Annotated in this window: 14 protein-coding genes and 1 riboswitch; of the genes, 11 read left to right on the plus strand and 3 right to left on the minus strand. The window is 67.1% G+C overall.

Going from position 1 to position 14,113, the window contains the following annotated elements; genetic code table 11:
- Positions 1 to 154 precede the first annotated feature (154 nt).
- The 4 genes from coxB (at position 155) to OG302_RS29980 (ending at position 4,635) form a co-directional block, all read left to right on the plus strand.
- Positions 155 to 1,117, plus strand: coding sequence for a cytochrome c oxidase subunit II (gene coxB / locus OG302_RS29965; protein WP_361827036.1), 963 nt, complete (start codon positions 155 to 157; stop codon positions 1,115 to 1,117).
- Positions 1,114 to 2,850 (plus strand): cytochrome c oxidase subunit I, encoded by a 1,737-nt coding sequence (gene ctaD, locus OG302_RS29970; RefSeq protein ID WP_371529622.1) that lies wholly within the window; start codon positions 1,114 to 1,116, stop codon positions 2,848 to 2,850. Before coxB ends, ctaD begins: the two co-directional genes overlap by 4 nt.
- Positions 2,847 to 3,245, plus strand: a complete 399-nt coding sequence (locus OG302_RS29975) for a cytochrome c oxidase subunit 4 (RefSeq protein ID WP_371529623.1) — start codon at positions 2,847 to 2,849, stop codon at positions 3,243 to 3,245. Before ctaD ends, OG302_RS29975 begins: the two co-directional genes overlap by 4 nt.
- 142 nt (positions 3,246 to 3,387) lie before the next feature.
- The gene (locus tag OG302_RS29980) at positions 3,388 to 4,635 is read left to right on the plus strand and encodes an Ig-like domain-containing protein (protein WP_371529624.1); all 1,248 of its coding nucleotides are present in this window, start codon (positions 3,388 to 3,390) and stop codon (positions 4,633 to 4,635) included.
- 58 nt (positions 4,636 to 4,693) lie between these two features.
- On the opposite strand, the gene OG302_RS29985 is transcribed toward OG302_RS29980, so the two are convergent.
- A complete protein-coding gene (locus tag OG302_RS29985; RefSeq protein WP_361827027.1) occupies positions 4,694 to 5,095 on the minus strand; it encodes a hypothetical protein in 402 nt (133 codons plus the stop codon).
- Between the two features lie 178 nt (positions 5,096 to 5,273).
- Between OG302_RS29985 and OG302_RS29990 the strand changes: the two genes are divergently transcribed.
- The 6 genes from OG302_RS29990 (at position 5,274) to OG302_RS30015 (ending at position 12,464) form a co-directional block, all read left to right on the plus strand.
- Positions 5,274 to 5,894, plus strand: coding sequence for a heme-copper oxidase subunit III (locus OG302_RS29990; protein ID WP_160504601.1), 621 nt, complete (start codon positions 5,274 to 5,276; stop codon positions 5,892 to 5,894).
- 82 nt (positions 5,895 to 5,976) lie between these two features.
- The gene (locus OG302_RS29995; protein ID WP_361827025.1) at positions 5,977 to 6,786 is read left to right on the plus strand and encodes a c-type cytochrome; all 810 of its coding nucleotides are present in this window, start codon (positions 5,977 to 5,979) and stop codon (positions 6,784 to 6,786) included.
- A complete protein-coding gene (locus OG302_RS30000) occupies positions 6,783 to 7,838 on the plus strand; it encodes a Rieske 2Fe-2S domain-containing protein (RefSeq protein ID WP_371529625.1) in 1,056 nt (351 codons plus the stop codon). Before OG302_RS29995 ends, OG302_RS30000 begins: the two co-directional genes overlap by 4 nt.
- Positions 7,835 to 9,466, plus strand: coding sequence for a cytochrome bc complex cytochrome b subunit (locus OG302_RS30005; RefSeq protein WP_371529626.1), 1,632 nt, complete (start codon positions 7,835 to 7,837; stop codon positions 9,464 to 9,466). The genes OG302_RS30000 and OG302_RS30005 overlap by 4 nt, the downstream gene beginning before the upstream one ends.
- A gap of 160 nt (positions 9,467 to 9,626) precedes the next feature.
- Positions 9,627 to 10,691, plus strand: a complete 1,065-nt coding sequence (trpD, locus tag OG302_RS30010) for an anthranilate phosphoribosyltransferase (RefSeq protein WP_371529627.1) — start codon at positions 9,627 to 9,629, stop codon at positions 10,689 to 10,691.
- Positions 10,692 to 10,765: 74 nt separating this feature from the next.
- Positions 10,766 to 10,882, plus strand: a riboswitch (SAM riboswitch).
- 181 nt (positions 10,883 to 11,063) lie between these two features.
- Entirely contained in the window at positions 11,064 to 12,464 is a 1,401-nt protein-coding gene (locus OG302_RS30015) for an aminotransferase class V-fold PLP-dependent enzyme (protein WP_371529628.1), read from the plus strand.
- Positions 12,465 to 12,702: 238 nt separating this feature from the next.
- Here the strand turns inward: OG302_RS30015 and OG302_RS30020 are convergent, their stop codons facing one another.
- Positions 12,703 to 12,984, minus strand: coding sequence for an Lrp/AsnC family transcriptional regulator (locus tag OG302_RS30020; protein WP_058850481.1), 282 nt, complete (start codon positions 12,982 to 12,984; stop codon positions 12,703 to 12,705).
- Positions 12,981 to 13,712, minus strand: coding sequence for a rhomboid family intramembrane serine protease (locus OG302_RS30025; protein WP_371529629.1), 732 nt, complete (start codon positions 13,710 to 13,712; stop codon positions 12,981 to 12,983). The genes OG302_RS30020 and OG302_RS30025 overlap by 4 nt, the downstream gene beginning before the upstream one ends.
- Before the next feature lie 138 nt (positions 13,713 to 13,850).
- Here OG302_RS30025 and OG302_RS30030 point away from each other — a divergent pair, with 138 nt between their 5' ends.
- Entirely contained in the window at positions 13,851 to 14,090 is a 240-nt protein-coding gene (locus OG302_RS30030) for a hypothetical protein (RefSeq protein ID WP_361827010.1), read from the plus strand.
- Positions 14,091 to 14,113 lie beyond the last annotated feature (23 nt).

The raw sequence follows: 14,113 nt of genomic DNA on the forward strand, positions 1-14,113 counted from the left end.
GCGCGTTAGGCACCCTCCCCGCGCGACCCCAAATAGCGTCCAGTAAGGTTTGGCCCGCATAAACATCCAAACCCCTGCCCGCCGCAGGGCGGCGACCGACGACCGAGAAGGCCGCACCCGACCGCGCGGGCCGAGACTCTCGGGAAGGCGCTACGTGAGTCCCAACGGCTCCGACCGCTCGTCGCGGCGCCCGATGCGGCGGAAGCTGCCGCAGGTGCTGACTGCGGGCCTGATCCTGGCGACCGCTACAGGTTGCACATACAAGGATTTCCCCCGCCTTGGAATGCCTACCCCGGTAACGGAGGAGGCTCCGCGGATCCTCTCCCTCTGGCAGGGCTCGTGGGCGGCAGCGCTCGTCACGGGCGTGCTGGTGTGGGGACTGATCATCTGGAGCGTCATCTTCCACCGGCGCAGCCGCACCAAGGTGGAGGTACCTCCGCAGACCCGGTACAACATGCCCATCGAGGCGCTGTACACCGTGGTCCCCCTCATCATCGTTTCGGTGCTCTTCTACTTCACGGCACGTGATGAGTCGAAGCTTCTCCACCTCGACGAAAAGCCCGCCCACACGGTCAACGTGGTCGGCTACCAGTGGAGCTGGGGCTTCAACTACATCGAGGACGTGCCGGGTTCCGACAAGGGCGAGGCGAAGACGTCCAAGGAGCTGGAGGCCATCCCGGACAAGTTCCGTGATGCGTTCCCGTCCAACGCCGGTGGCGTCTACGACGTCGGCACGCCCGGCCAGCGGAACCCGCAGAACGGCAACCCGGGTCCGACCCTCTGGCTCCCCAAGGGCGAGAAGGTCCGCTTCGTCCTGACTTCGCGTGACGTCATCCACTCCTTCTGGGTGGTGCCGTTCCTCATGAAGCAGGACGTCATCCCGGGCCACACCAACGCCTTCGAGGTGACTCCCAACAAGGAGGGCACCTTCATGGGCAAGTGCGCCGAGCTCTGCGGTGTCGACCACTCCCGGATGCTCTTCAACGTCAAGGTCGTTTCCCCCGAGCGCTACCAGAAGCACCTCGAGGATCTGGCGAAGAAGAACCAGACCGGTTACATCCCGGCCGGCATCGAGCAGACGAAGCACGAGAAGAACCGGGAGACGAACAACCTGTGAGCATCCTCAACGAACCTCAGGGTGCCGCGGCAGCAGAAGACTCGTTCGAGAACGAGCTGCCGGTACGGCGCGCACAGCCGGGCGCTGTGGTCATCAAGTGGCTCACCACCACCGACCACAAGACGATCGGCACGCTCTACCTGGTCACGTCGTTCGCGTTCTTCTGCATCGGCGGCGTCATGGCGCTCTTCATGCGCGCCGAACTCGCTCGTCCCGGCTCGCAGCTCATGTCGAACGAGCAGTTCAACCAGGCGTTCACGATGCACGGCACGATCATGCTGCTGATGTTCGCGACGCCGCTGTTCGCCGGATTCGCGAACTGGATCATGCCGCTGCAGATCGGCGCGCCCGACGTGGCGTTCCCGCGGCTGAACATGTTCGCGTACTGGCTGTACCTCTTCGGCTCGCTCATCGCGGTGGCGGGCTTCCTCACCCCGCAGGGTGCGGCCGACTTCGGCTGGTTCGCCTACTCCCCGCTGTCGGACGCCGTCCGCTCGCCGGGCATCGGCGCCGACATGTGGATCATGGGTCTGGCCTTCTCCGGCTTCGGCACGATCCTCGGTTCGGTCAACTTCATCACCACGATCATCTGCATGCGCGCACCCGGCATGACGATGTTCCGGATGCCGATCTTCGTGTGGAACGTCCTGCTGACCGCCGTACTGGTCCTGCTGGCCTTCCCGGTCCTGGCCGCCGCGCTGTTCGCCCTGGAGGCGGACCGTAAGTTCGGTGCCCATGTGTTCGACGCGTCCAACGGTGGCGCGCTGCTATGGCAACACCTCTTCTGGTTCTTCGGCCATCCAGAGGTGTACATCATCGCGTTGCCGTTCTTCGGAATCATTTCCGAGGTCATCCCGGTCTTCTCCCGGAAGCCGATGTTCGGCTACATGGGTCTGATCGGCGCGACGATCGCCATCGCGGGTCTCTCCGTGACCGTGTGGGCGCACCACATGTACGTCACCGGTGGAGTGCTCCTGCCGTTCTTCTCCTTCATGACGTTCTTGATCGCCGTGCCAACGGGCGTGAAGTTCTTCAACTGGATCGGAACGATGTGGAAGGGCTCACTGAGTTTCGAGACACCGATGCTCTGGGCCGTCGGCTTCCTGATCACCTTCACCTTCGGTGGTCTGACCGGCGTGATCCTGGCCTCGCCGCCGATGGACTTCCACGTCTCCGACTCGTACTTCGTGGTCGCGCACTTCCACTACGTCGTCTTCGGCACCGTGGTCTTCGCGATGTTCTCCGGCTTCCACTTCTGGTGGCCGAAGATGACCGGCAAGATGCTGGACGAGCGGCTCGGCAAGATCACCTTCTGGACGCTGTTCGTGGGCTTCCACGGCACGTTCCTGGTGCAGCACTGGCTGGGCGCCGAGGGCATGCCGCGTCGTTACGCGGACTACCTCGCGGCCGACGGTTTCACCGCGCTGAACACGATCTCGACGATCTGTTCGTTCCTCCTCGGCCTGTCGATCCTGCCGTTCTTCTACAACATCTGGAAGACCGCCAAGTACGGCAAGAAGGTCGAGGTCGACGACCCGTGGGGCTACGGCCGTTCGCTCGAGTGGGCGACGTCCTGCCCGCCGCCGCGGCACAACTTCCTCACCCTGCCGCGGATCCGTTCCGAATCCCCGGCGTTCGACCTGCATCACCCTGAGATCGCGGCTCTCGACCAGCTCGAGAACAGCGGCCACGGTGACAAGGCGCTCGCGGGCGGCAAGGAGGCCGGCAAGTGAAGGTCCAAGGCAAGATGTTCATCTGGCTGAGCGTCTTCGTGCTCGCCATGGCGATCGTCTACGGCTGGTGGTCCAAGGAGCCGGCGGGTACGACCGCGCTGTTCCTGGCCTTCGGTCTGTGCATCATGATCGGCTACTACCTGGCCTTCACGGCCCGGCGTGTCGACGCGGCCGCACAGGACAACAAGGAAGCCGACGTGGCGGACGAGGCCGGCGAGGTGGGCTTCTTCAGCCCGCACAGCTGGCAGCCGCTCTCGCTGGCCATCGGTGGCGCGCTCGCCTTCATGGGCGTCGTCTTCGGCTGGTGGCTGCTGTACTTCTCCGCCCCCATCCTGATGATCGGCCTCTTCGGCTGGGTCTTCGAGTACTACCGGGGCGAGAACCAGACCCAGTGAGCAACTGAGTCACTGATTTCCCGCTTCACCGAGGGGCCCGGACACTCCGTCAGGAGAGTCCGGGCCCCTCGGCGTGTCGCGGCCGACCCTCGTACGGGTCACTCGGCGCGCCGGAGCCGATGAACCTCCATACCGTGTGTTCATGAGCCACTCACCGCGAATCCGCACGGTACTGAGCTGCACCTTGCTGGTGGCCGCCCTCGGGGTGGGAACCACGGCGTGCGGCAGCTCCGACGGCCATCCGCTCTCGGCGAAGCCGTACGACGCGGCGGGCCAGATCGCCTTCAACGGCCCTGTGGGCAGCCAGAAGGCGGATCCCGACAAGCCCCTTGAGGTCACCTCCCAGGGCGAGGACGGGCGCATCACCGATGTGACGGCCACCGACGCCCTCGGGCGGTACGTGAAGGGCGAACTCGCCGCCGACGGCGCCCGTTGGCACAGCACGGAGCCCCTGGCGGCGGGCACGCACTACACCGTGCGGGTGAGCACGGAGGACGAGGACGGCGCGCCGGGCCGCAAGGTCCTGGCGTTCGACACCGACGCGCCGGCCAAGAAGAAGCGCCTCGACGTCACCTTCGGTCCCGATTCGGGCAAGTACGGCGTGGGCCAGCCGATCACGGCCAAGCTCAGTGCCAAGGTGAAGGACAAGAAGGCCAGAGCCATCGTGGAGCGCTCGCTGAAGGTGGAGACGCAGCCCGCCACGGAAGGCGTGTGGCACTGGGTGGACAGCAAGACGCTGCACTACCGCCCCAAGGAGTACTGGCCCACGGGCGCGACCATCCACGTACGGAGCAACCTTGAGGGCATCAAGGTCCGCGACAAGCTCTGGGGCGGCGACGCGAAGCCGGTGAAGATCACCATCGGCGACCGCATCGAGGCCGTGACGGACGCCGGTTCGCACTACATGACGGTCTACCGCAACGGCGAGGAGATCAACTCCATGCCGGTGACGACGGGCAAGCCCGGCTACTCCACCCGCAACGGCGTCAAGGTGGTGCTGGGCAAGGAGTACTCCGTACGCATGACCAGTGCCAGCATCGGCGCATCGGACTTCTACGACAAGATGGTCTACTACGCGACGAGGGTCACCGACTCCGGCGAGTACGTGCACGCAGCTCCCTGGTCGGTCGGCTCGCAGGGGTACGCGAACACCAGCCATGGCTGCACGGGCATGAGCACCGGTGACGCCGCCTGGTTCTACGAGACCGTTCGGCAGGGCGACATCGTGAAGGTCGTCAACAGCTACGGCGCGGACATGGATCCGTTCGGCAACGGCTTCGGCGACTGGAACGTCGGCTGGAAGAGCTGGCGCAGCGGCAGCGCACTGCTGGACGGGGCCAAGGAAGGCCCCACGGCGGTCGACGCGGCCCGACTGCGTCCGCAGGTCTGACAGGGCCGCAGAACAGCACGGAAGGCCCCGCGCCGGAGCGCGGGGCCTTCCGCGCGCCTCAGGCCTGGACGGCCAGCCGCCGGCGCAGCAGGGAGGCCAGGGAGCCCGCGAACTCGACCGGGTCGACCGGAAGGGTCACTGCGGCCTCCGCACGGCTCCAGGTGGCCAGCCAGGCGTCCTGCGGGCGTCCCATGAGCAGGAGCACGGGCGGGCAGTTGAAGATCTCGTCCTTGAGCTGACGGCAGACCCCCATGCCGCCGATGGGCGTGGCCTCGCCGTCCAGGACGCAGACGTCGATGCCGCCCCGGTCGAGTTCCTTCAGCACGGCGGGCAGCGTCGCGCACTCGATGAACTCGACCGCGGGAACGTCCGCCGCCGGCCTGCGTCCGGTGGCCAACCGGACCTGCTCGCGGGTGCTCGCGTTGTCGCTGTAGACCAGCACCGTGGCGGTCGGCTGCATTGTTCCTCCGCTTCGTTGAGGGCATTCGGCCGGGGACCGATGCGCGGATGCTACTCCTCCGGACACCCCGTCAACAGCGGTTCGGACAGCCCTTCGATGGGCCATACGGGCAGGACACACCCCACAGACACTCCGAACGGCACCCCCCGGGGTGAGGGCGGGATAAGCGACCGACATAATGTCGGTCGTGGCGACAGCAACGACAGTAGATACCGGGCACGCGCACCCGCCGGTCAATCGACCGAACCTCACCAGCGTCGGAACCATCATTTGGCTGAGTTCCGAGCTGATGTTCTTCGCGGCCCTCTTCGCGATGTACTTCACCCTGCGATCGGTGACAGGACCTGAGCACTGGAAGGAAATGGCGTCCGCGCTGAACTTCCCGTTCTCGGCGACGAACACCACGATCCTGGTGCTCTCCTCTCTCACGTGTCAGCTAGGCGTGTTCGCCGCTGAGCGTGGTGACGTGAAGAAGCTCCGGATGTGGTTCATCGTCACCTTCATCATGGGTGCGGTCTTTATCGGCGGTCAGGTGTACGAGTACACCGAGCTGGTCAAGCACGAGGGCCTCTCGCTCTCGTCCGACCCGTACGGCTCGGTCTTCTACCTGACCACTGGCTTCCATGGCATGCACGTGACAGGCGGCCTCATCGCCTTCCTGCTGGTCCTCGGCAGGACGTACGCGGCCAAGAGGTTCACCCATGAGCAGGCGACCGCAGCCATCGTCGTGTCCTACTACTGGCACTTCGTCGATGTTGTCTGGATCGGTCTCTTTGCCACGATCTACATGATCAAGTAAACGGGGCCGGGCCCAGCCGGGCCCGACGTTCCGACTCATTCCAGAAGCATCGACGCAGAAGATCCTGACACCGGGGTAATCCGTGAAAAAGCTCTCCGCACGACGACGCCACCCGCTGGCGGCGGTCGTCGTCCTACTCCTCGCGCTGGCGGCCACCGGGGGGCTGTACGCCGCGTTCGCACCCGCGGACAAGGCGCAGGCCGACGACACCGCCCAGTCCCTCGCCATCGACGAGGGCAAGAAGTTGTACTCCGTGGGCTGCTCCAGCTGCCACGGAACCGGCGGTCAGGGGTCCTCCGACGGTCCTAGCCTGGTGGGCGTCGGCGCAGCCGCCGTCGACTTCCAGGTCAGCACCGGCCGCATGCCGCTCCAGCAGCCGGGCGCCCAGGCGCCGAAGAAGAAGGCCATCTACAACCAGGCCCAGATCGACCAGCTCGCGGCGTACATCGCCTCGCTGGGCGCGGGCCCGACCATCCCCACCGAGAAGCAGTACAGCCCGGAGGGGGCGGACATCGCCAAGGGTGGCGAGCTGTTCCGCACCAACTGCGCGCAGTGCCACAACTTCACCGGTGAGGGCGGCGCGTTGACGAAGGGCAAGTTCGCTCCTTCGTTGGAGGATGTCTCCCCGAAGCACATCTACGAGGCCATGCAGACCGGCCCGCAGAACATGCCGTCCTTCCCCGACACGACGATGCCGGAGAAGAACAAGAAGGACATCATCGCGTACCTCGACGCGGTCAACGGCGAACAGACCGAGAGCCCTGGCGGTCTCAAGCTGGGTGGTCTGGGTCCGGTCAGTGAAGGCCTGTTCGGCTGGATCTTCGGTCTCGGCTCGCTGATCGCGGTCGCCGTGTGGGTCGCCGCTCGGACCGCAAAGGCCAAGAAGTCATGAGTAGCCAAGAGAAATCAGAAGAGAACCTGCCCAGCGTGCAGGAGACCGAGCACGGCTCGGTAGCGGTGAAGGACGAGAACCCGTTCGCCGACCCGGGCCTTCCGCCCCATGAGCACCGTGTCCAGGACATCGACGAGCGGGCCGCCAAGCGGTCCGAGCGTGCGGTCGCCTTCCTGTTCACACTGTCGATGCTGGCCACGATCGGCTTCATCGCCTCGTACGTGGCGTTCCCGGTCGACAAGCGCATCTACATCTTCCCGATCGGCCACATCAGTGCGCTGAACTTCTCCCTGGGCATGACCCTGGGCGTGGCGCTCTTCTGCATCGGCGCGGGCGCGGTCCACTGGGCCCGCACTCTGATGTCCGACGTGGAGGTCGCCGACGAGCGGCACCCCATCGAGGCCGAGCCCGAGGTCAAGGCCAAGGTCATGGCCGACTTCAAGGCCGGTGCCGCGGAGTCGCAGTTCGGCCGGCGCAAGCTGATCCGGAACACGATGTTCGGTGCGCTGGCCATGGTGCCGCTCTCCGGTGTCGTCCTGCTGCGCGACCTCGGTCCGCTGCCCGAGGACAAGCTGCGGCACACGCTGTGGTCCAAGGGCAAGCTGCTCGTGAACATGAACACGAACGAGCCGCTGCGCCCGTCGGACGTCCAGGTCGGCTCGCTGACCTTCGCCAAGCCCGAGGGCCTGGAAGAGGACGCCCACGACTTCCAGAAGGAGATCGCCAAGGCGGCCCTGATGATCGTCCGCATCCAGCCGGACAACATCAAGGACAAGCAGGAGCTCGAGTGGTCGCACGACGGTGTCGTCGCGTACTCCAAGATCTGCACCCACGTCGGCTGCCCGATCTCCCTGTACGAGCAGCAGACGCACCACGTCCTCTGCCCGTGCCACCAGTCCACCTTCGACCTCTCCGACGGTGCCCGAGTGATCTTCGGCCCGGCCGGTCACGCGCTGCCGCAGCTGCGCATCGGCGTGAACGAAGAGGGCTATCTCGAGGCGCTCGGCGACTTCGCTGAGCCCGTCGGTCCTGCTTTCTGGGAGCGCGGATGAGCACTACGACGACTGATACGCGTAAGAAGGAGGCGCCCGCAGGTGAGCGGGTCGCCGACTGGGCCGACGGACGTCTGGGGATCTACTCCCTGGCCAAGGCCAACATGCGCAAGATCTTCCCGGACCACTGGTCCTTCATGCTCGGTGAGATCTGCCTCTACAGCTTCATCATCATCATCCTCACGGGTGTGTACCTGACCCTGTTCTTCCACCCCTCGATGAACGAGGTGGAGTACCACGGCAGCTACATCCCGCTGCAGGGCCAGCTGATGTCCGAGGCGTTCAACTCGACCATGCACATCAGCTTCGATGTGCGCGGTGGTCTGCTGATCCGGCAGATCCACCACTGGGCGGCGCTGATCTTCCTCGCGGCGATGTTCGTGCACATGATGCGCGTCTTCTTCACGGGTGCGTTCCGCAAGCCCCGTGAGGTCAACTGGGTCTTCGGGTTCCTGCTGTTCGTCCTGGGCATGTTCACCGGCTTCACCGGTTACTCGCTCCCGGACGACCTGCTCTCCGGTACCGGTGTGCGCTTCATGCAGGGCGCCGTCCTGTCCGTGCCGATCGTGGGCACGTACCTGGCGATGTTCCTGTTCGGCGGGGAGTTCCCCGGCGGCGACTTCGTGGCCCGGTTCTACTCGGTGCACATCCTGCTGCTGCCGGGCATCATGCTCGGGCTCGTGGTGGCGCACCTGATCCTGGTCTTCTACCACAAGCACACCCAGTTCGCGGGCCCCGGCAAGACGAACAAGAACGTCGTCGGCATGCCGCTGCTGCCCGTCTACATGGCGAAGGCCGGAGGCTTCTTCTTCCTGGTCTTCGGTGTGATCGCGGCCATCTCGGCGATCGCCACGATCAACCCGATCTGGGCGCTCGGTCCCTACCGTCCGGACCAGGTGTCCACCGGAGCGCAGCCCGACTGGTACATGGGCTTCTCCGAGGGCCTGATCCGTGTCATGCCGGGCTGGGAGATCAACGCCTGGGGTCACACGCTCGTCCTGGGCGTGTTCATCCCGCTGGTCATCTTCCCGCTGGTCCTGGTCGCGATCGCGGTCTACCCGTTCATCGAGTCCTGGGTCACCGGGGACAAGCGCGAGCACCACATCCTGGACCGCCCGCGCAACGTCCCGACCCGTACGGGCTTCGGCGTCGCGTGGATCACCTGGTACATGGTGCTGCTGATCGGTGGTGGAAACGACCTCTGGGCCACGCACTTCCACCTGTCGATCAACTCGATCACCTGGTTCGTGCGCATCGCGTTCTTCGTGGCGCCGGTCCTCGCCTTCATCATCACCAAGCGGATCTGCCTGGGTCTGCAGCGGCGCGACAAGGACAAGGTGCTGCACGGTCGCGAGTCCGGCATCATCAAGCGCCTGCCGCACGGTGAGTTCATCGAGGTCCACGAGCCGCTCAACCAGGAGCAGCTGCACACGCTCACCGCGCACGAGCAGTACGCGCCGCTCGAGATCGGCCCCTCGGTCGACGAGAACGGCGTCGAGCGCAAGGTGTCCGGTTCGCAGAAGCTCCGGGCCAAGCTCAGCAAGGGCTACTACGGGGAGGACAACCAGATCCCCAAGCCCACCACCGAGGAGTACAAGGAGATCACCAGCGGCCACGGCCACCACTGATCCCTTGAACGCTCCGACGTTCTGACCGCAAGGTCTGACCACCAGGTCGCCACGGCGAGAGCCCCGTCCCTGCATCCAGTGCATGGACGGGGCTCTTTGCCGTCCCCCGGGCTGGATAAGGTGTTCCTGACCCTTGCCTAGACGAACCCAGGAGCGGCAGATGAGCGCTGTGACCCCCGCAGGAGGCAACACCGCGGCGGCCCGTTCCTGGCCCGGTGTGCTGAACGGGCTGCTGGAAGGGCGCGACCAGAGCGCCGAGGACGCCGCGTGGGCGATGGACCGCATCATGCGCGGCGAGGCGACCGACGCGCAGATCGCCGGCTTCGTGGTCGCGCTGCGGGCCAAGGGCGAGACCGTGGAGGAGATCTCCGGCCTCGTCCGCACGATGTACGAGCACGCCAACGTGATCGAGGTGCCGGGGCAGACCGTCGACATCGTCGGCACCGGCGGCGACGGCGCGAAGACCGTCAACATCTCCACGATGTCCGCGATCGTGGCCGCGGGCGCCGGCGCGAAGGTCGTCAAGCACGGCAACCGCGCCGCCTCCAGCGCCTCGGGGGCCTCCGACGTCCTGGAGAAGCTCGGGGTCAACCTGGAGCTGCCGCTGAACCGGGTCGTCGAGGTGGCCGAGGAGGCCGGGATCACCTTCTGCTTCGCCGTGAAGTTCCACCCGGCGCTGCGGCACGCCGGCGGGGCCCGCAGCCAGCTGGGCATCAGGACCGTCTTCAACGCCCTCGGCCCGCTCACCAACCCGGCCAAGGTGCGCGCCCAGGCGGTCGGGGTCGCCGACCCGCGGATGGCGCCGATCGTGGCCGGGGTCTTCGCCGAGCGCGGGAACTCCTCCCTCGTCTTCCGCGGCGACGACGGGCTCGACGAGCTGACGACCACGGCCACATCCCGGGTCTGGGTCGTACGGGACGGAGCCGTGCGCGAGGAGGCCTTCGACCCGCGCGACGTCGGCATCGACCTTGTCCCCGTGGAGGCACTGCGGGGCGCTGACGCCTCGTACAACGCCGAGGTGGCGCTGCGTCTCCTGGACGGAGAGAAGGGCCCTGTGCGGGACGCCGTGCTGCTCAACACGGCGGCGGCCCTGGTGGCCCTCTCGCCGGGCGAGGGGACCCTCGTGGAGCAGATCGGCGCCGGGATCGCGAAGGCGGCCCAGGCCATCGACTCCGGTTCCGCGAAGAAGGCCCTGGAGCGGTGGGTGGCGGCCAGCAACAGGTGAGTGTGGCGCACACCGCAGTCCGGATGCCGGACTGCGGTGTGCACCGGGAAGATCGTGTGGCAAGATGCTGCGCAGGTCATGAGTGACAGCGATTAGGCCCCGGCTCGCTGTCCGGCAACCCTCCGTCCGTGGCGGGGTGCCCCGGGTGAAGACCAGGCCGTACGCAGCAAGGCGTATGGCAAGCGCGGACCCCTGCGCACTCGATGAGTGTCGTACCCCTGGGGTCCTGGTCCTCAAGGGAGCAGTCTCGTGAGCAAGCGAATGCGATAGGGCTTCCCGGCCCCTTTTCCGCACCCCCTTTTCTCTTCATCACTGCAGCGCCGTATGTGCGCCCTCGCAGTGAACTCGCCTGCCTTCCCACGGGAGTTCGCCATGTCCGCACGCTCTGTCGCCACCGTCACCGACGCCTCCTCCACCGAGTCCGCCGACCCCTGCTGCGCCGCGCCGCTGCCGGTGCTCGGCCGTGACGTCACCGTGCCGCTCGTCACCGGCGGCGAGGTGACCTACGCGGCGCTCGACTACGCCGCGAGCGCCCCGGCGCTCCAGCGGGTGTGGGACGACGTGGCCGCGTACGCGCCGTACTACGGCAGCGTGCACCGCGGCGCCGGGTACCTCTCGCAGCTCTCCACCGACCTCTTCGAGAACAGCCGCGTCACCGTCGCGGAGTTCCTCGGCTGCCGCGAGGACGACCAGGTCGTCTTCACCCGTTCGACCACCGACTCGCTCAACCTCCTTGCCGCCGCGCTGCCCGCCGACTGCCAGGTCTTCGTCTTCGAGACCGAGCACCACGCCTCGCTGCTGCCCTGGCGCGACGCCCGCGTGACCTACCTGAACGCCCCGCGCACCGCCGATCAGGCCGTCGCCACCCTGGAGCGCGCACTCGCCGACCGCGACCCCTACGGGCCCGCCCTGGTGTGCGTGACCGGCGCCTCGAACGTCACCGGTGAGCTGTGGCCGGTCAAGGAGCTCGCCGCCGCCGCCCACGCGCACGGCGCCCGCATCGTCCTGGACGCCGCGCAGCTCGCGCCCCACCACCCCGTCTCGATCAGCGAGCTCGACGTCGACTGGGTCGCCTTCTCCGGCCACAAGCTGTACGCGCCCTTCGGCTCGGGTGTCCTCGCGGGACGCTCCGACTGGCTGCGGGCGGCCGAGCCGTACCTCGCGGGCGGCGGCGCCTCGCGCAAGGTCGCACGGCGTACGGACGGCGGCGTGGACGTCGAGTGGCACGACACCGCCGCGCGGCACGAGGCCGGCTCGCCGAACGTCATCGGCGTCTACTCGATCGCCGCCGCCTGCAAGGCGCTCACCGAGGCGGGCTTCGACGAGCTCGTCGCCCGGGAGCGCCACCTCATCGCCAAGGTCCGCGAGGGTCTCGCTGAAGTGCCCGCCGTGAAGGTGCTCTCGCTCTTCGGCGACGACGCGCCGCGCGTCGGCGTCATCTCCTTCGTCGTCGACGGCTGGAACAGCTCGCACTTCGCCGCCGCGCTCTCCGCCGAGTACGGCATCGGCGTACGCGACGGTCTCTTCTGCGCCCACCCGCTGGTGCGCACCCTGCTCGGCAGCGACCCGCAGACCCAGGGCGAGTGCGGTGCCCCCGAGGCCGCGCCCGGCGAGAAGTCCCTGAACGCGATCCGCGTCAGCTTCGGCGCGGGCACCCCGGACGAGCACGTGGAGCGCTTCGTGCGCGCCTGCAAGGAGCTCGTGGCCGACGGCGCGCGCTGGAACTACCGTACGGAGGACGGGCGTTGCGTCCCGGACACCACGGCCGCCTGAGCCCTGGGCAGTCCCCTCAGGCATGACCCCAGAACGATCATCCGCAGGGCCCGCTCGCGCCCTCCGCCCGGATGTGGTGCGCGTCCTGACCGGCTCCCAGGCCGTTGTGGGGGGTTGCAGGCGACGCGGATCTCGGAGTCCTTCAGGCGGGGGTCGAGGCCCGAGGGGTCGACCCGGCTCAGGCGGGTCAACTTCCGCCCGCCGTGCGGGAGTTCTACGCCCAGGACGGGAGCGGACGCTAGGAGTCGAGGCCGATCGCGAACGCCGCTTCGAGGTCGTGCTGCGAGTACGTACGGAACGCGACATGCGTGTCCGTCCCCTCCACGCCCGGGATCTTGCTGATCTTGCCGGGGATGACGTCGGCCAGGTCGTCGTGGCGCGTGACGCGCACCATGGCGATCAGGTCGTACGTACCGGTCACGGAGAAGACCTCGCTGACACAGTCGAGGGCGGCGATCGACTCGGCGATCTCCGGGATCCGGTCCACGCTGGTCTTGATGAGCACGATCGCGGTGATCACGGCTGACTGTCTCCCTCGGTAACCGGTGCTGGCTTCTTCACTCTAGCTGTCCTCCTGTAGCGCCCCCATGCGTACAGAAAGCCGAGGGAGAACCCGACCAGGTGGGCCAGATACGCCACCCCCGGCCCCTGCGCGCCCTGCCAGGCCGCGAGCCACTGCAGTACCACCCAGAACGGCAGCACCACCCAGGCCGGAAACCGCAGCGGCAGGAAGAAGAGGAACGGGAAGAGGCTGGTGACCCGCGCCTTGGGGAAGAGACGGAGAAAGGCACCGAGCACCGCGGAGATCGCCCCCGACGCGCCCACCAGGGTCTGATGCGAGCCCGCGTGCGCGACCGCGTACGCGAACAGGGCGAGATAGCCGCAGCCGACATAGAAGAACGCGAACTGGAGGTGTCCCATCCGCTCCTCGGTCATCGCCCCGAAGACGAAGAGGAACAGCATGTTGCCCAGCAGATGCAGCCAGCTCCCGTGCACGAAGAGCGCGGTGGCCGGGGCGAGCACGGGCCGCAGCGCCCCGCTGAACAGCTCCGAGGGGACCACGCCCCAGCGCTCGAAGTAGTCCTGCTGTGCGGCGAGCAGCTCATCGCCGGTGCCGTACCCGGGATTGAGCCCCGACACGGGCGAGATCACGAAGACCAGACAGCAGACGGCGATCAGTCCGTACGTCACCGGGGCGGACTGCCCCCTGAGCATCCGGCCCGCCGTCGAACCCCATGTCTTGATCATGAACAGAGCATGACGTAAGTGCAGCAAACCGTACAGACCGCCCCGCCGCGTGGGAGGCCGCCGCATGGAGACCCTTACAGGCCTTAGGGTTACGGGCACCACGCACCATGGAATTCCGAAGGAAAGCGAACAGCCACGATGACGGTTCCTCTGCCGACCGACACCACCCGGTGGCGCTGCGCGCTCTGCGGCAACCTCACGCGTTTCGACGTGACCCGCACGTCGAAGGTCGTCGAATATGTGCACCTCGACCTGGCCGGTGAGTCGAACGTCGAGGAACGCGAGGTGGTCAGTGAGACCATCGAGTCGGTGCGCTGCCGCTGGTGCAACGCGGTGGACCAGGTGGAACTCGTGGACAGGCCGGGCGCCGGCTCCTGAGGGAGCGGGCCCCGCACAGCTAG

The organism is Streptomyces sp. NBC_01283, assembly GCF_041435335.1.
Classification (GTDB): Bacteria; Actinomycetota; Actinomycetes; order Streptomycetales; family Streptomycetaceae; genus Streptomyces.

Excerpts from the sequence above, each read along its gene's own strand:
- OG302_RS29980 (WP_371529624.1), top strand. The coding sequence starts at position 3,388 with ATGAGCCACTCACCGCGAATCCGCACGGTACTGAGCTGCACCTTGCTG.
- OG302_RS29985 (WP_361827027.1), bottom strand. The coding sequence starts at position 5,095 with ATGCAGCCGACCGCCACGGTGCTGGTCTACAGCGACAACGCGAGCACC.
- OG302_RS29990 (WP_160504601.1), top strand. The coding sequence starts at position 5,274 with ATGTCGGTCGTGGCGACAGCAACGACAGTAGATACCGGGCACGCGCAC.
- OG302_RS30000 (WP_371529625.1), top strand. The coding sequence starts at position 6,783 with ATGAGTAGCCAAGAGAAATCAGAAGAGAACCTGCCCAGCGTGCAGGAG.
- OG302_RS30005 (WP_371529626.1), top strand. The coding sequence starts at position 7,835 with ATGAGCACTACGACGACTGATACGCGTAAGAAGGAGGCGCCCGCAGGT.
- trpD (WP_371529627.1), top strand. The coding sequence starts at position 9,627 with ATGAGCGCTGTGACCCCCGCAGGAGGCAACACCGCGGCGGCCCGTTCC.
- OG302_RS30015 (WP_371529628.1), top strand. The coding sequence starts at position 11,064 with ATGTCCGCACGCTCTGTCGCCACCGTCACCGACGCCTCCTCCACCGAG.
- OG302_RS30025 (WP_371529629.1), bottom strand. The coding sequence starts at position 13,712 with ATGATCAAGACATGGGGTTCGACGGCGGGCCGGATGCTCAGGGGGCAG.
- OG302_RS30030 (WP_361827010.1), top strand. The coding sequence starts at position 13,851 with ATGACGGTTCCTCTGCCGACCGACACCACCCGGTGGCGCTGCGCGCTC.